The organism is Limosilactobacillus fastidiosus (genome assembly GCF_014145505.1).
Lineage (GTDB): Bacteria > Bacillota > Bacilli > Lactobacillales > Lactobacillaceae > Limosilactobacillus > Limosilactobacillus fastidiosus.
The window spans coordinates 85,545-101,337 of sequence record NZ_JACIUZ010000011.1; the positions used below are offsets into that span (position 1 = coordinate 85,545).

Below are 15,793 nucleotides of genomic sequence, written 5' to 3' on the forward strand. Positions count from 1 at the left end.
ACAACTATTTAGTAATTTGCCAAATATCCTGACAAACTTTTTTCGTTGCTACTAATACAGTGTTTGATGATAGCACATTAATCGGCTGGTCGTCAATTGTTTTCACTATCAAACCAAGTTCTTCTGCAATTACCCTTCCAGCAGCAATGTCCCACGGCTTTAACCTTGATGTATACCCACCAAGTTGACCTTTTAGGACATGAACAATTTCTATTCCTGCACTTCCGTACATTCTTAATCCAGCGGCTCTCCTTGCAATTTCCTGCTGTTGAAAATTATTTTTCATTAACTGCCAACCATTAATCGCAATGAGACTTTCATCAAGATGCGCATCGACCGGTTTTGCCAGCCGTTTATTATCCACATATGCTCCATGCCCTCGCCAAGCATGGTATAAATGCTTATTCATTACGTCCATAATATAGCCCAGTGTTGGTTGTCCATCACAATATAGAGCTAACATAATTGCAAAATGATCTCGTTGCTTAACAAAATTTAGTGTCCCATCAATCGGATCAATTATCCAAATATTGCCACTCAAATTTTGATCAAGTTGGTGCCGAAAACTCTCTTCTTCACCAACAATGCGTGCTGATGGATCGATATTCATAAGTTGGCTTCTCATCAGTCGTTCATTTTGCTGATCAACATTAGTCACTAAATCATCACTAGAAGATTTGGTATCAACTACCAGTGGAGCATTCATTCGTTTAATCGTCTGGTCGCTGACTAACCACAAAAGATTCTGTACTTTACGGTCAAATTCTTCTAACTCTTTATTATTTGACATCTCCATTTACTCCTATCTCCCCAGCCTGGTTCTTCTTTGTCATTTGCATAACTTTATATAATGAATAACCCGACACATCTTCAAAACGCTTTCCCAGTTGTTTTTCGTATGCTTTCGAATTTGCGACCTGCTTAAACTTTTTATACTGTTCAATCACGGTCTGACGATTAACACCCACTTCGTAGGCGTCCTCAACGATACGAAACATTCCAACTACTTCACTAATTTCTTTATTTGTCCAATCCGGATCAATTGGATAGGAATAGTTATTTTGTTTTACAGTCATTTTTATCACACCCTTTTCGTCGATCATAATTTACCACATATCTTATTTTAGCTTTAAACCCACAAAACACGCTACCTTAATGATAGCGTGTTTCAGGATTTTAGATGCTTTACAACATTCTAAATGTGAGTTGGCAATCCAAGGGCAACATCAGCCGCTTCTTGAATTGGTTCATTCAATGTTGGGTGAGGGTGAATTGTCAAAGCAACATCTTCAACATTCATACCGCAGTTAACAATTAATGAAAGTTCACCGGCTAAAGTACTTGCTTCTGGGCCGACAACTTGTGCACCAATGATATTCTTCTCATCTTTAGTGTAGATAAGACGAACAAAGCCTTCCGCTTCATCAAGCGAAACGGCACGTGCATTACCAGCAAATGGGAATTGTGAAGTAGCAACTTCGATTCCCTTTTCCTTAGCTTGTTCAGCATTCATACCAACCTCAGCTAATTCTGGATCAGCGAAGCAAACTGCAGGAACACCAACCCAATCGTTAGCAGTATTCTTACCAGCAATCGCACCGGCAGCAGTCTTACCTTCAAAGAATGCCTTGTGTGCTAAAGCAGGACCAGGAACAATATCACCAACCGCATAGATATGATCAACAGAGGTCTTCCCTTGCTTATCAACAACAATCTTGCCATGATCATCTAACTTAACTTTGGTCATTTCAAGACCAAAGTTATCAGTATTTGGCTTCCGACCAACTGAAACCATACAGTAATCAGCCGTCAAACTTTGTTCTTTACCGTCAACTTCATACTTGACAGTAACGCTATTATCATCTTGTGTGGAACTCTTTGCCATGGCATTAGTAATAATGTCAATGCCCTTCTTCTTCAGGTTCTTTTCCACAATCTTTACCATATCCTTGTCAAAGCCACCAAGAATTGAGTTGGAGCCTTCAAGGATGGTAACATGTGAACCTAAGTCAGCATATGCACCGGCTAATTCGGTACCGATGTATCCACCACCGATAACAACAAATTCTTTAGGAATTTCAGGAAGATTTAAACCACCAGTTGAGTCAATAACCCGACCTTCAAATTTAAAGCCCTTAATTTCTACTGGACGTGAACCGGTTGCTAAAATCAAATTATTCCACTTGATTACCCGACCGTTATCATTGTCCATAAATTGCTTTGGCCCGGTCTTCATTACTCGTAGTTGAGAATCACTGTCCATTACAGCTTCTCCATCAATTACTTCAACCTTGTGCTTCTTCAACAGCATTTCAACACCACGGATCATCCGGTCAACGACCTGTTTCTGCTTCCACTCCTGGGTCTTCTTAAAGTCAATTGTTGCATCCGTCTTAGAAATGCCATAAACAGATGAGTCCTTAGCCTCTTGTAAACGATGACCAGCAGCAATTAAAGCCTTTGATGGAACACATCCAATATTAAGACATACCCCACCCAGACCAGGTTCGCCTTTTTCAATTAAGGTGACCTTTTGTCCGAGTTCTGAGGCACGAATAGCAGCAACATAACCACCAGGTCCGCCACCTACAATTACAGTATCTTTTTGTTCAACATCAGCCATACTAATTATCCCTCCATCATTAATAATTCAGGATCTTCAAGGAGCTTCTTCAAGTAGTTCAAAGCTTCCGTAGCAAGGGCACCATCAATCAAACGGTGATCAACAGTTAATGACAACTTCATGTTGTGACCAACTACGATTTCGCCATCTGCATTAACAATTGGTTCAGTAGCAATGGTACCCATACCAAGAATAGCAACTTCTGGTTGGTTAATAATTGGGGTGAACCAACCACCACGCATTGAACCAATATTAGAAATTGTCATTGAGCCGTGAGCCATGCTATCTGGACTAAGCTTGTTATCCTCTGCTGCTTGAGCATTTTCAGAAATTTCCTTTGCAATTTCAAACATACTCTTAGAATCTGCATTCTTAATGTTAGGATTATACAGACCATGATCAGTACTTGTAGCAATTCCAATGTTGTAATAGTGCTTTTGAACTAATTCTTGAGTACTATCATCAATTGAGCAGTTGAATTCTGGGTACTTCTTCATCATCGCAATCAAAGCTTTAACAACATAGGGTAAGAATGTCAAGTGAATACCTTGTTCCGCAGCAATGGCCTTGTACTTCTTCCGGTTAGCCATCATTTTAGAAACTTCTGCGTTAGCGAAAACAGTTACCATTGGGCTAATCTCTACTGAATCACGCATGTTTTTCGCAATGATTTTCCGCATGTTAGACAATGGTTCCCGAGTTTCAGCGTCTTTACCAGCACCTTCATAAGGCTTGATCGTATTACCGGCCGCTGGAGCACTAGCAACAGCAGCAGAAGTGTTAGAGGCTGAAGCGGAAGCAGCCTTACCAGCATTACCGTTGAAGTTATCAATATCAATCTTTAGTACTTGACCGTGTTTACCAGTGGGTTGTACCAAGGAAATGTCAACACCCTTATCACGAGCGTATTGACGTACTGAAGGCATTGCCATAACTAGCTTGTTTGGTTTAGCTAATGGCGCTACCCCGCCCTTCTTAGTGGCTGACGCCGGAGCGCTTGAAGCTACAGAAACTTCACTTCCAGCTGAAGCACTTGATTCTTCGGCCGGTTCATCTTCAGCATCATCAGAACCGTCTTCTTCAACGTTAGTGCTTACGCCATCCTTGCCATCATCAATGATTACAAGATCGTCACCTTTTTCAACGTGATCATCTTCCTTTGCTTCAATCTTCTTGATTGTACCGGAAACGGGAGAAACAAGTTGAGTGGTTGATTTATCAGTTTGAATTTCTACTAATGGGTCACCATCTTTGACTTTATCGCCTTCCTTTACTAAGAAAGAAGCGATGTCCCCTTCGGTCAAACCTTCACCCATTTCAGGTAGTCTAAATTTATAAGCCATATTGATTTAACTTCCTTTCTTAATCAGTAGTGTATCCACTGCGATTAATAATTAACAGCTTGTGTTGCGGCATCTTCAATGTCATCAGCACCAGGAAGCCATACATTTTCTGCTTGTGGGAATGGGTAAACAGAGTTTGGAGCAGCTACACGAATAACTGGAGCATCCAAGTACATGATGGCACCTTCAGAAATAGCAGAAGCAACTTGTGCGCCAACACCAGCCATCTTTTGTGCTTCTTGAACGATTACTACACGGTGAGTTTTCTTGATTGATTCAAAGATAGTATCAGTATCAAGTGGATAAAGTGAACGAAGGTCGATAATTTCAGCAGAGATATTCTTCTTAGCAAGCTTCTTAGCTGCTTTTTGTGCTTCAGAAACTTCACCACCATAAGCGATAATAGTTACATCGCTACCTTCTTGAACAACATTAGCCTTATCCAACGGAACAGTGTACTTCTTGTCAGGAACTTCGCCTTTAACAGAACGGTAAAGACGAAGGTTTTCAAGGAAGAGAACTGGATCATTATTTTCGATAGCGGAGATAATAAGTCCCTTAGCATCATATGCTGAGCTTGGTGCAACAACACGAAGTCCCGGAATACCTATGAAGAAGTTTTCAAGATCATCCCCGTGCAATTCAGCAGTATGAGTACCACCACCGTATGGAGTACGAATAGTGATTGGCATATTTTTGGTACCATCATATTGGAAACGTACACGTGACATTTGTGCAGCAATTGAGTCCATTGCTTCAAACGTGAAGCCCATGAATTGAATTTCTGGTACGGGACGCCAACCAGTTGCGGCTAATCCAATGGATAACCCTAAAATACCAGATTCAGCTAATGGTGTACTAAACACCCGATCCTTTCCATACTTTTCTTGTAAGCCGTTTGTAGCACGGAAAACACCACCATTTTTACCAACATCTTCACCAAAGACCAAGGTCTTAGGATCTTCAGACAAAGCAATGTCAATACCTTCAGTAATAGCTTTGATATAAGTCTTTTTAGCCATGATTACTTCGACTCCTTTGCTTCGTACTTCTTAATTTGTTCTTTAATATCTGGAGTTGGAACTTCAAAGGTCCGCTTAAGCATATCAGTAACTTTTTCTGGTTCTACAGAATCAGCTTCCTTCATAGCCTTCTTGAAGTCTTCCTTACATTCTTCAGCATACTTAGTTTCCTCATCTTCAGACCAGAGACCCTTCTTAATTAAGTACTTACGAAGTCGAATCAACGGATCCTTATCGAACCATGAATTTTCTTCTTCCTTGGTACGGTAACGACTAGGATCGTCACCAGCGGAACTGTGAGCACCAAACCGGTAAGTCAAGGTTTCAATTAGTACTGGACCATTCCCGGCAGCAGCAAATTCACGTGCTTCCTTAGCAACTTCGTAACATGCCAAAACATCCATTCCATCAACCTGAACACCTGGAATACCAGCTGCAACACCTTTTTGGGCAATAGTTTGGGCATACGTTTGAAGCTTCCGAGGAAATGAAATTGCCCAACCGTTATTTTGAATGATAAATACGGCAGGAGCTTGGAATGCCCCTGCAAAGTTCATCCCTTCATAAGTGTCACCTTGGGATGAACCACCTTCACCGGTATATGCATAAGCAACGGTATCCTTTTCACCATTCTTCTTAATACCAAGCGCACCACCGGCCATTTCAACCATTTGGGCACCGATAATAATTTGTGGACGTAATGCACGAGCATCGAATAGGTTACCCTTTAGGTGCCCCTTTGACCAAAGGTACATTTGAGCAACAGTTGCACCATGTTGAATTAATTGAGGCAAGTCACGATATGCAGGGAATAAGAAGTCATTCTTCTTAAATGCAGCCGCTGTCCCCATTTCTGAGGCCTCTTCACCCCAAGTTGGAGCATAAAATCCTAAACGACCTTGCTTAGAGAAACTCATGGTTTGTTCGTGAAGTGCACGTTCCCAAACCATCTTTTTCATTAAATCAACTAGCAGATCATCACTGAAGTTAGCCATTAAATCCTTGTTAACAACATTCCCATCATTATCGAGGATTTGAACAGGTTTTGCATACGGAGCGCCTTCTTCAGCCTTAATCTTTGCAAAGTCAACAGCTTTGGTATTGGCCATTATCAAACATCCCTTTCCAAATCTAATTAACATTATCGTAAGCGATCACTTACCTTACTTACATTATTTAGTATAACGCTCTTTCAATATTATACAATCGCTTTCATTCGCTTGTTTTAAATAATCAGACTAAAATTTTATTAATTTGTATATGCTTATATTTAAGATGATTGGTTTAACTTTACTTGTTTTATATATTCTTTTACTTTTGGGTGAAATTTTTATTCAATATTAGTTTGTGATAAACTACTACTTGTTTGAATTATAATAGTAACAATAACAATTAATTTGGAGGATGATCATTGTGTATTTAATGAAAGATATCGTTCGCGATGGTGACCCTGTCTTACGTAAACGTGCCGCAAAAGTTGAATTTCCATTATCAAAAGAGGATCAAGAATTTGCTAAGCGTGCTATGAAATATCTTGAAGTAAGCCAGGATCCAGTATTGTGTGAAAAATATAAACTCCGAGCTGGTGTTGGTTTAGCCGCTCCCCAAGTTGGCATCTCAAAACAAATGGCCGCAGTTCTCGTTCCATCTTTAGATGAAGATGACGATAAGCCTTCTTTTAAAGACGTTATTATTAATCCCGTTATTGTTAGCGAATCTGTACAGTACGGAGCACTAACAGAAGGTGAAGGTTGTCTTTCTGTCGATAAGGATGTTCCTGGTTATGTTCCTCGTCATGACCGAATCACGTTACGTTACCAAGACGTTAATGGAGAAACCCACCAAGTTCGGCTAAAGAATTACCCGGCAATTGTTTGTCAACATGAAATTGATCACCTTCATGGCGTTCTTTTCTACGACCATATCAATAAGGAAGATCCATTCAAGGCGCCTGACGATACTATTATGATTAGCTAAAATAAAGAGAACGATAATTTTAAAGTACCCTAGAATTGTTAGACATAATCTAATAATTCTAGGGTTTTTTTGAAATATTCAGCTAACTTCAAATTTAAGGTTACACAAGATTATTTAGACAATTCACTAATTGAAAGTTTCTTTAATCTTTTGAAACGTGAATGTTTGAATCGATTAGTAATCACTTCAATTGATCAGCTTAAAAAAGTTGTCAGAGACTATATACAATGATTCAACAGTAAACGAATTTCATTAAACAAAAATGGAATGACACCGAACGAATATGTTCAATCTCATTCCACTTATTAAAATTACATAAAACTTCTAACTTTTTAATGGCACTTCATTTCACCAATCTCTTTAATTTTATTAAAAATCAATTTTAAGTTTCCGACTTATTTGTGCTGATCTAGGCGCTGTAAATCTGCAATGTACTCACGAGTTGCTTCATTTAAAACATAAGCAACATCAATATGCAAAATATTTTCATAAGTCCACCAATCAGTTACCTTAAATATGGTTGAATTCTCTTTATATGCCGAAATTTTATTCTTTTTCGCATACTCAATTAGCTTTTGCTCAAGAATATTCTTACTAAGTTGCTTTTTTGTTAGGTGGTATTTTGCCGGATCAAAATGAAATTCAAACGCAAGAACACCCTTTCCCCAAACATCTGCAACAATCTCAGAAGAAAGGTTAAACGTTTGACCGCTTAATTGACCGAGACAATCGTTTACTGCCTCATTAGTTACTGACTGTGCTCGTTTTTTTAATATCAGAGTTGCACGATTAATTAGTAAGCGATGAACAACAACATAAATAATAATTACGGCAACAACCACTAAAAGAACTAGCCAAAAAAATGACATAAGCTCATCCCATTTCTTAATTATATTTAACTTAATCATACCATTTTCCAATTTTTAGTAACACAATTGATTAGATGTGCTAAAATAATTTAAGTAACTAAAGTTTAAATTAAATAATAAGGAGCATTTTACAGTATGACTTTTAAAGTATACTATCAACCCGATGCAACTAAGCGACCGGTTCGTGAAAATACTCAATCATTGTATATTGAAGCTGACTCAGAAGCCCAAGCTTTACTATTGGTTGAAGAAAATACTGACTACAACATCGAATTCGTCGAGCAATTAGACGATAAAGCTTTGGAATATGAAAAACAAAATCCAAACTTTAAGATTACTAAATTCTAATTGCTAATTAAGACAGTCGGGAATTCTCTCGGCTGTCTTTTGCTTGATATTAAGGGAGGTCTAATTATGCATTATGAGATAATCCTAAATCCGACTGCAGGAAATGGGAAAGCTCAAAAAACTTGGAACATTCTCCGTCCTTCCATCGAAGGACAGTTAGATTATTCCCTCCATCAAACTAGCTACTCTAAACACGAAGTATTTTTAGCAAAGAAGATTTCCACAAACTCAAATAAAAATACTGTTGTTATCGTGATTGGTGGGGATGGTACTCTTCATAACGTTCTAAATGGCCTAATAAATGCCGGAGCATCATTTCCTTTATCATACATTCCTGCTGGTACTGGTAATGATTTTGCACGGGGCTATGGAATTTCATTAAATCCTGAAAAGGCTCTTCAGCAGATTCTCTCTACAACAGAAGCGCGAACCATTACGATTGGTCATTATTTTGAGTCAATCAAAAAAGAAGAAGGCTTCTTCTTAAATAATATTGGAATTGGTTTTGATGCCGCAATTGTTAGTCGGACTAATTCATCTAGTACAAAGAAAAGGTTAAATAGGATCCGCTTAGGTAGCCTTTCATACTTAAGTAAGGCCTTTGGTGTCATATATGACCAACAACCTTTTCAGTTAACTCTTCAGGAACAAAACCATCATTATATCTTCCCTAAGGCTTTTATTGTTGTGGCAACTAACCACCCTTATCTGGGAGGCGGTTTTCAAATCGATCATTCCGCAAAGATTGAGGAAGATGCTATTAATATGGTTATCGCTGAACGAAAAAATTGGCTTCTTACTCTTTGGGAAGTAATTCAGCTTGCACGGGGTAAACTAGCTGAATCACGATTTGCACAACGATTTCATGCTAATAAGCTCCACTATTCTACGACTTCTTTAGAGTTTGGTCAGATTGATGGTGAAAACATGGGAAATCGTTTTTATGATCTAACAATTAACACTAGTCATTATCGGTTTTGGCAGGATCCATTAAAATAAGTTAGTATACAAAAAATTACTGCATAGTTGATAACACTATTAACCTGTTGTTAGTATAGACAAATATTCCTCTGTATCAACGTAATAAATAAAAAGAAACCAGGCAAAACCTAGTTTCTTTTTTACTATTATAATTAATCTTACTTAACTGTACCAGCAAAACTTGGTGCAAAGTTAGGACTTAAATTATATACAGCCACATTTGTTCCTGGTTTAGCGGCAGCAGCATATTGGTTATTTCCCACGTAAATACCAACGTGGTATGTGCTCCCATGATTACCCCAGAAAAGAAGATCTCCTGATTGAGCTTGACTAGCTGGCTTTGAGTTAACATAACTTTCCATTGCAACGGTGTTATGTGGTAATTGCTTACCTTCAGCGTTTGCGTATACATATTGAACAAAGCCTGAACAATCCATTCCACTTAATGAATTACCACCCCATTGATATGGAACGCTATTTGAATTAGCAATCTTGCTTGCCAAACTTACCACTGAACCTGAATGTAAATCAACGTTATTTTGAGTGGTAGTTTGAGGCTGTTGTGAAGCTACTTGGCTTTGTTGTGGCTGTGATTGTGTTTGAACAGTAGCTGAACTGTTAGAAGTTTGGTTCTGGGCATATGCCACTTGTTGAACAGCAGGTTGTTGTGAAGCAGTACTACTATTTGCGGTTACTTCTTGACTAGCACTAACTGCTGAAGCTTGACTTGCCTGTTGGTTATTAGTGACAGGAGCCACTGAACTTTGTTGACTAGTAACAGCTGCTGAATTATAAGCTGCTGCATTTGTATCACTTGTGTAGGCAGTTGCAGTAGAGTTGGCAGCTACTGTTTGTTGACTAGCTACCGGTTGGCTTGCAACCGCAACCGTTGAACCTTGCTGACTAACAACTGCTGAGTTATAAGCTGCTGCATTTGCATCACTCGTGTAAGCAGTTGTAGTAGGGTTAACAGCTGTTGCTTGTTGGTAAGTCCCTTGTTGATATACGGGCGTTACTTGTTGTGAAGCAGATTGTTGAACTGGGGTTGTTTGCTGTGGTTGATCCTGTTGAGCACCATTTCCTGCGACAGTGTAAGACTGCGGTTGAGCGCTTTCTGTACTTGACTGGATTGTTGCTGAATCAGCACCCTTTCCTTCAACCAATAGTTGTTGACCAACATAAATTAGGTCTGGATTCTGAATATGATTCCAGGAAACAAGATCATTAAGAGTAACATTAAAGTGAACCGCTAATTCGCTTAAAGTATCACCACTCTTAACTACATAAGTACCATTATGTGCTGTTGAAGCAGACTTAGCTGCAGATGATGAAGACACCATTGGAGCCAATGATAACTGGTTATTGTTCCGAATAGCACTTGCTGAAGAACTCATTGATTCAGGTTGTTCAGTGCCTGCATTATTATTCTTAGCCTTTGCTTCAACAGTATTATTTGCTTGGGCAGTTAAAGCAAAAACACTTAATGCCCCTACTGTCCCAGCAACTAATCTTTTTGATGAACTATACTTATGTACCTTTTTTACCATACAGAAACATCCTCTCAAATAAACGAAAAATAATTGCTAATTACTAATATTAGATTCAAACTTCTTTAACCATATCATTTTTTTAGGAATTCTTGTACTAATTTTAACATTTTTAAAGATTTTATTTTTTTATTAAGGCAAAATAATGTGATAAATATTACAAAAAAGTTATTTTACTTAAGTTTTATTAAAGACGAGCGTAAATTCAAGCTGTTCGTCTTAATTCATTGATAGAATAAAAATAGTTATAGAAGGAAGTGATTGCATGGTTTGGATATACTATCACACTAACGACCCTTCAAAACGAAAAGCAGTTAAATGGCTTACCGCTCACCGACTATCTGTAAATGAACGGAACATTGAAAAGCAATCATTAACTCAATCAGAGATTTTTAACTTGCTGAGTAAATCAATTAACGGAACTGCGGACTTAATTTCCAGTCGTTCTCGAGATACCAAAGCTCTCAAGTTAACTTCTGAAAACCTAACAATTAACCAACTTGTAAAAACGATTCAGAAGAATCCCCACGTTTTGAAAAATCCGATTATCTGTGATGAAAACAAGTTAGTAACTGGTTTCGATCAAGAAAAAATGGGTATCTTTGTTTCACAACAAGAGCGTAGAGATGAGCTTGCAAACCTATTATTGAAACACAATCTCCAAACAAGCCATTTTGCGTTTCCTTTTTAATCGAAATGGTTTAAATATGCAATTATAATAATATTTAATTACATTGGAATATATAAAAGAGATCACAAGTATTCAAAAATTGAATACTTGTGATCTCTTTTACTTTTAGGACGATATACTAGCTTGAAATTTCTCCCAAGTTATCCGCTCTTCTAAAATAATGCATGAATTGACTGGTGATTATGAACCCGCACTATTGCTTCCTTTAAGAGCTCTGCAACAGAAAGACGCCGAAGCTTCTTAAATTCTTTTTCAGCAGGTAAATTGATTGTATCTGTAACCCACATCTCTTCAAGCGGCGATTCTTCTAATACTCGAGGAGCATTTCCAGATAAGACAGCGTGGGTTGCAATTCCATAAATCTTCTTCGCTCCAAACTTTTGCAACGCCCTTGCAGAAAGATTCATCCGAACCCCAGTATCAACTATATCATCAACGATAATTGCGACCTTATCTTTAACATCACCAATAACATATTCAGGAACTTCCTGATCAGTTCGTTCGCGAACTTCATCATTCCGATTATCAACAATCGCAATTGGTGCCTTAATTTCTTCTGCAAATTGTCGGGCCAAACTAACCCCAGCATGATCAGGTGAAACGACAACAATGTCATTACCAAGTTCTCGCTCTTGGACATACTTTGCAAACAATTTGGTAGCCTGTAAATGGTCAACTGGAATATCAAAAAAGCCTTGAACTTGAGCAGCATGCAAGTTAATCGTAATTAGCCGATCAATGTTATCCATTTCAAGCAAGTTAGCAATTAATTTTGCGGTGATTGGTTCCCGACTCCGCGCTTTGCGGTCTTGCCGCGCATAACCATAATATGGCATCACAACATTAATCTTTTTGGCACTCGCCCGACGTAAGGCATCAACCATAATCAATAATTCCATCAGGTTAGTATTAACTGGATTAGAAACTGATTGAATCACGTAGGTTTCACAACCACGAACACTTTCATCAATCGTAACTTTGATTTCCCCATCAGCAAAATGACTAATTGAAGCCTTGCTAAGAGGTAACCCAATTTTATCAGAGACACTTTTAGCTAGTGGTTCATTAGAGTTTAAGGCAAATAAGCGAACATTTTTCGCATCTTTTATTTCAGTCATCGTTATTCTCCTCAAGATAAAATCAACAATACATTGTTATTATCGCAAGTTTTTCTATCCGGTGCAAGCTGAACTATTTTTTAAAATCAGTTGGTCTTATTCCATCCATCCCGATCATCGGATCAATGGTCCCTGCTTTAATTAATGTGGGAGTAAGGATCTTTTCCTTCACCTTACCAGGTTCAGCTATTTTCACTGACCCTGGGTGTTCATTATCTTGTTCTTTACTTTGATCAGTTTTAAATTGATCTTCCGTCCCTTGCTCAAGGGGTGATTTTAATTCTCCATGATGATTCCAAACATCTGTTAATCGTCTCACCAAACTAGTTTGCCGGTTAACAGATTGGTTGTTAATTGCTGTCACAAATGCATAAGTTTCACCAACCATAATCAATTTATCCGCAGCGCGGGTAATGGCAGTATACAAAAGATTTCGTTGGAGCATCCGACCAAATTCGTGTACTAGGGGTAAAATTACGATCTTAAATTGACTCCCCTGAGATTTATGAATTGAAATACTATAAGCTAAGCGAATCTGTGACCACTCTAACCGACCATAATTAACCTCGTTTCCGTCAAAGTCAATTGTTATTGAGGAATTCTTTTTACCCTTAGTTCTACCATTTTCAATTGAAGTAATTCGCCCAATATCTCCATTAAAAACATTATTTTCTGGACTATTAACTAATTGCAGGACTTTATCACCAACCCGAAAAATCTGACCACGAAATTCAATTTCTTGTTTATCAGGAATTGCAGGATTATAAACTGACTGTGAAAGGTCATTAAGACGATCAACCCCTGCTGCCCCACGATACATTGGCGCAAGAATTTGAAGATCATTTGCGTCATACCCACGTTTTTGGCTCATCTCAATAATTTGCTTTACAACTTCTGGAACCTGTTGTGAATGACATGCAATAAACGATCGATCTGCCATTTTAACTGTCAAATCACTAGGGATTTTTCCCTCACGAATGGCGTGAGCTAGCGGAATAATTGTTGAATCAGCTGCCTGTCGGTGAATCTTTTTCAATTCGATCCGTGGTAAATCAGTAAACGCTAACAAGTCATGAAATACCTGACCAGGACCGACTGACGGTAACTGATCCTTATCACCAACAAAAATAACATGCATTGACGTTGGGATCGATTGAACCAGGACCTTAAATAGTAAGGTATCGACCATTGACATTTCGTCAACAATTAATAACGAACCTTCAAGATCCTTTGCATTTAGCTCAGTTGGCATTTCACGTCCATTTAATCCCAATAACCGGTGAATTGTGCTGGCTGGTAAATCAGTTGCTTCACTCATTCTCTTTGCAGCACGGCCTGTTGGGGCGGCCAGTAAAATCGGAAATGCTTTTTCTTTATATTGATTTAGATCGAGTGCAATATCATGCATTTCAGCAAATGCTGCTACTACCCCTTTAATGATCGTCGTCTTTCCAGTTCCTGGTCCACCAGTAAGAAGCATTACTTTAGATGTTAGAGCGGTTTTAATTGCTTCGATTTGAACGTCGTCGTATTTGATTCCTGTCTTAACCGGCAACTTTTCTAAAATTGTTGCAACTTGTTGCTTATTTTTTGAATTGTTATGTTTCTGGGAAAGGCGGTGCAGATTTTCAGCAATTTGCCACTCAGCTTTATAAAGGTTCGCCGGATAAATCCGCTTCTCTTCGTATTGAATGGTACCTTCTTTTTCCATAGTTACAATCTGCTGGGTTACTTTAGCTGTCGAAATTGGCTCACTACTACTTTCAGCAAGCAACCGTATGCTCTCTTGAAGCAATGGCTTATCACTTGTATAAGTATCCCCACTTGCCATCGTTAAATCATTAATTGCTTGAATAATAGCAGCTGAGATTCGACGCTCATCATCCGAAGGAATCCCCATTTTAATTGCAACTTGATCTGCTCGTTTAAAACTAATCCCGTCAATATCTTGAACAAGCTGGTAGGGATTTTCACTAATAACATGGAGAGTTTCATCTCCGTATCGGTCAAAAATTGCGCTACTTAGATTACTCCCAAAGCCAAGATCATTCAGTCCAATAATAATTTGGTCCATTCCTTGGTTAGCATTGAGATTTTCTACAAGGCTGGTTCGTACTACTTCACGTAGTTTTAAACCATCCAAAACATGTGGATCAGCATTAATTTTATCAATTGCTTGAATTCCTAAATGATCAACAATTTTTTCTGCGGTCTTTTTCCCCACTCCGGGAAACTGCTTACCAGAGAGAAAGTTAATAATTCCTTCTTTACTCGTTGGTTGATTGGCATGATATGAACTTGCCTGAAATTGACGCCCATATTTCGGGTGGTCAACTAGCTTTCCCTCAAATCGATATGTTTGGTCATCACGCAAATCACCAAAGCTCCCCGTAACTGTTATTTCACTTTCTTTCCAGTCAAAATTAGCATCTTCTACCGATACCAAAAGGACCTTATAAAAAGAATCAGGACTATCAAATATGTCTGATTGAACCTGACCAATAAAAAAAGATGACTCTTCTGGCGTCTCAAATAAGTTAATTTCTTCTGCCATGAAAGTCATCCTTTCTCCAATCATTATTTATCATTTTGTGGTTTCTGAGTTGCTTGCAATGTCTTTTCAATTTCTGCAATTCGTTTTTCACTCTTCGTGTAGTAATCTAAATCAAGTTGTCGTGCCTGATTTAGATAATCCTTATACGGTTCACCAAGCACCATTGCTACTAGCCCACGATTAAATTGTGTATCAGCCCGACCAGGATGACGCTTAAGAATTGCATCGTAGTATGAAGCGGCTTGTTTAAATTCCCCTAATGCTAACAATGCGTCGCCTAATGCTTGATTAATCTCCGGATCTTCTGGGCGTAATTCATGAGCAGTCAAGCCATAAGCAACCGCTTGCCTATACTGCTTTTTCTTACTGTAACTTTGGGCTAGCATTAGGTAAGAATCAGCCTTTAACTTCTTATCATCAATCTTGTTATAAAGTTTAATGGCCTGATCAACTTTTCCCACTTCATAATACAAATTTCCGAGACCATAATTTAACAAGTTTTGGGCTTCCTGATCATTTTTCGCTTCAAAAATCCCTAAAGCCTTCATAAAGAGCTCTTCAGCCTGGGCATAATCTTGAAGACGAGTCAGCAATGAACCAAGATCATAGTAATTATTAGCTTTTTCAGGGTGCTCATCAATTGCAGTAATCAACTTATGGACTAAACGTTCAGTTTGCTTTTTTTGTTCTTCACGGTTAGTTTGCTGTTCAGTCATTGAA

The 15,793-nt window shown here is 38.4% G+C and carries 16 protein-coding genes; 5 read left to right on the top strand and 11 right to left on the bottom strand.

What is annotated here, in order from left to right; translation table 11 throughout:
• Positions 1 to 4: 4 nt before the first annotated feature.
• The 6 genes from H5R64_RS00675 to pdhA all read right to left on the bottom strand — a co-directional run bounded on the left by H5R64_RS00675 (position 5) and on the right by pdhA (position 6,097).
• On the bottom strand, positions 5 to 790 hold the full coding sequence (locus H5R64_RS00675) for an inositol monophosphatase family protein (protein WP_182582522.1): 786 nt from the start codon (positions 788 to 790) through the stop codon (positions 5 to 7).
• The gene (locus tag H5R64_RS00680; RefSeq protein WP_182582525.1) at positions 780 to 1,076 is read right to left on the bottom strand and encodes a UPF0223 family protein; all 297 of its coding nucleotides are present in this window, start codon (positions 1,074 to 1,076) and stop codon (positions 780 to 782) included. The genes H5R64_RS00675 and H5R64_RS00680 overlap by 11 nt, the downstream gene beginning before the upstream one ends.
• A 119-nt stretch (positions 1,077 to 1,195) precedes the next feature.
• Positions 1,196 to 2,623 carry a dihydrolipoyl dehydrogenase gene (gene lpdA, locus H5R64_RS00685; protein ID WP_182582527.1) on the bottom strand — a complete coding sequence of 476 codons (1,428 nt, stop codon included), beginning with the start codon at positions 2,621 to 2,623 and terminating at the stop codon, positions 1,196 to 1,198.
• A gap of 5 nt (positions 2,624 to 2,628) precedes the next feature.
• Positions 2,629 to 3,966: a 2-oxo acid dehydrogenase subunit E2 gene (locus H5R64_RS00690; protein WP_182582529.1), complete on the bottom strand. Its 1,338-nt coding sequence runs from the start codon at positions 3,964 to 3,966 to the stop codon at positions 2,629 to 2,631.
• 44 nt (positions 3,967 to 4,010) lie between these two features.
• The gene (locus tag H5R64_RS00695) at positions 4,011 to 4,988 is read right to left on the bottom strand and encodes an alpha-ketoacid dehydrogenase subunit beta (RefSeq protein WP_182579944.1); all 978 of its coding nucleotides are present in this window, start codon (positions 4,986 to 4,988) and stop codon (positions 4,011 to 4,013) included.
• Between the two features lie 2 nt (positions 4,989 to 4,990).
• The gene (pdhA, locus tag H5R64_RS00700; protein WP_182579945.1) at positions 4,991 to 6,097 is read right to left on the bottom strand and encodes a pyruvate dehydrogenase (acetyl-transferring) E1 component subunit alpha; all 1,107 of its coding nucleotides are present in this window, start codon (positions 6,095 to 6,097) and stop codon (positions 4,991 to 4,993) included.
• A 304-nt stretch (positions 6,098 to 6,401) separates the two neighbouring features.
• Between pdhA and def the strand changes: the two genes are divergently transcribed.
• Both def and H5R64_RS08685 read left to right on the top strand, forming a co-directional pair.
• Complete coding sequence (gene def, locus H5R64_RS00705) at positions 6,402 to 6,965, top strand: peptide deformylase (protein ID WP_182579947.1); 564 nt, start codon at positions 6,402 to 6,404, stop codon at positions 6,963 to 6,965.
• A gap of 69 nt (positions 6,966 to 7,034) precedes the next feature.
• Positions 7,035 to 7,196, top strand: a complete 162-nt coding sequence (locus H5R64_RS08685) for an IS3 family transposase (RefSeq protein ID WP_182579949.1) — start codon at positions 7,035 to 7,037, stop codon at positions 7,194 to 7,196.
• A gap of 164 nt (positions 7,197 to 7,360) precedes the next feature.
• Here H5R64_RS08685 and H5R64_RS00715 read toward each other — a convergent pair whose 3' ends face one another.
• Entirely contained in the window at positions 7,361 to 7,834 is a 474-nt protein-coding gene (locus H5R64_RS00715; protein WP_231797886.1) for a hypothetical protein, read from the bottom strand.
• Positions 7,835 to 7,969: 135 nt separating this feature from the next.
• Here H5R64_RS00715 and H5R64_RS00720 point away from each other — a divergent pair, with 135 nt between their 5' ends.
• Together H5R64_RS00720 and H5R64_RS00725 are read left to right on the top strand one after the other, a co-directional pair.
• Positions 7,970 to 8,182 (top strand): DNA-directed RNA polymerase subunit epsilon, encoded by a 213-nt coding sequence (locus tag H5R64_RS00720; RefSeq protein ID WP_003716860.1) that lies wholly within the window; start codon positions 7,970 to 7,972, stop codon positions 8,180 to 8,182.
• 66 nt (positions 8,183 to 8,248) lie between these two features.
• Positions 8,249 to 9,181: a diacylglycerol/lipid kinase family protein gene (locus H5R64_RS00725; RefSeq protein ID WP_182579953.1), complete on the top strand. Its 933-nt coding sequence runs from the start codon at positions 8,249 to 8,251 to the stop codon at positions 9,179 to 9,181.
• 140 nt (positions 9,182 to 9,321) lie between these two features.
• Here the strand turns inward: H5R64_RS00725 and H5R64_RS00730 are convergent, their stop codons facing one another.
• A complete protein-coding gene (locus H5R64_RS00730) occupies positions 9,322 to 10,710 on the bottom strand; it encodes an NlpC/P60 family protein (protein WP_182579955.1) in 1,389 nt (462 codons plus the stop codon).
• A gap of 265 nt (positions 10,711 to 10,975) precedes the next feature.
• Between H5R64_RS00730 and H5R64_RS00735 the strand changes: the two genes are divergently transcribed.
• Complete coding sequence (locus tag H5R64_RS00735) at positions 10,976 to 11,401, top strand: Spx/MgsR family RNA polymerase-binding regulatory protein (protein ID WP_182579957.1); 426 nt, start codon at positions 10,976 to 10,978, stop codon at positions 11,399 to 11,401.
• Between the two features lie 152 nt (positions 11,402 to 11,553).
• On the opposite strand, the gene H5R64_RS00740 is transcribed toward H5R64_RS00735, so the two are convergent.
• The 3 genes from H5R64_RS00740 to H5R64_RS00750 form a co-directional block, all read right to left on the bottom strand.
• Positions 11,554 to 12,519 carry a ribose-phosphate diphosphokinase gene (locus H5R64_RS00740; RefSeq protein WP_182582533.1) on the bottom strand — a complete coding sequence of 322 codons (966 nt, stop codon included), beginning with the start codon at positions 12,517 to 12,519 and terminating at the stop codon, positions 11,554 to 11,556.
• 73 nt (positions 12,520 to 12,592) lie between these two features.
• Positions 12,593 to 15,073 (bottom strand): SF1B family DNA helicase RecD2, encoded by a 2,481-nt coding sequence (gene recD2, locus H5R64_RS00745; RefSeq protein ID WP_182579961.1) that lies wholly within the window; start codon positions 15,071 to 15,073, stop codon positions 12,593 to 12,595.
• 23 nt (positions 15,074 to 15,096) lie between these two features.
• On the bottom strand, positions 15,097 to 15,789 hold the full coding sequence (locus H5R64_RS00750) for a tetratricopeptide repeat protein (protein ID WP_182582535.1): 693 nt from the start codon (positions 15,787 to 15,789) through the stop codon (positions 15,097 to 15,099).
• Between the last annotated feature and the right edge of the window lie 4 nt (positions 15,790 to 15,793).

Coding starts and splice junctions, on each gene's coding strand:
- H5R64_RS00715 (WP_231797886.1), bottom strand. CDS start 7,834: ATGTCATTTTTTTGGCTAGTTCTTTTAGTGGTTGTTGCCGTAATTATT.
- H5R64_RS00750 (WP_182582535.1), bottom strand. CDS start 15,789: ATGACTGAACAGCAAACTAACCGTGAAGAACAAAAAAAGCAAACTGAA.
- H5R64_RS00740 (WP_182582533.1), bottom strand. CDS start 12,519: ATGACTGAAATAAAAGATGCGAAAAATGTTCGCTTATTTGCCTTAAAC.
- H5R64_RS00690 (WP_182582529.1), bottom strand. CDS start 3,966: ATGGCTTATAAATTTAGACTACCTGAAATGGGTGAAGGTTTGACCGAA.
- H5R64_RS00730 (WP_182579955.1), bottom strand. CDS start 10,710: ATGGTAAAAAAGGTACATAAGTATAGTTCATCAAAAAGATTAGTTGCT.
- H5R64_RS00725 (WP_182579953.1), top strand. CDS start 8,249: ATGCATTATGAGATAATCCTAAATCCGACTGCAGGAAATGGGAAAGCT.
- lpdA (WP_182582527.1), bottom strand. CDS start 2,623: ATGGCTGATGTTGAACAAAAAGATACTGTAATTGTAGGTGGCGGACCT.
- H5R64_RS00695 (WP_182579944.1), bottom strand. CDS start 4,988: ATGGCTAAAAAGACTTATATCAAAGCTATTACTGAAGGTATTGACATT.
- H5R64_RS00735 (WP_182579957.1), top strand. CDS start 10,976: ATGGTTTGGATATACTATCACACTAACGACCCTTCAAAACGAAAAGCA.
- pdhA (WP_182579945.1), bottom strand. CDS start 6,097: ATGGCCAATACCAAAGCTGTTGACTTTGCAAAGATTAAGGCTGAAGAA.
- H5R64_RS00675 (WP_182582522.1), bottom strand. CDS start 790: ATGTCAAATAATAAAGAGTTAGAAGAATTTGACCGTAAAGTACAGAAT.
- H5R64_RS00720 (WP_003716860.1), top strand. CDS start 7,970: ATGACTTTTAAAGTATACTATCAACCCGATGCAACTAAGCGACCGGTT.
- H5R64_RS00680 (WP_182582525.1), bottom strand. CDS start 1,076: ATGACTGTAAAACAAAATAACTATTCCTATCCAATTGATCCGGATTGG.
- recD2 (WP_182579961.1), bottom strand. CDS start 15,073: ATGGCAGAAGAAATTAACTTATTTGAGACGCCAGAAGAGTCATCTTTT.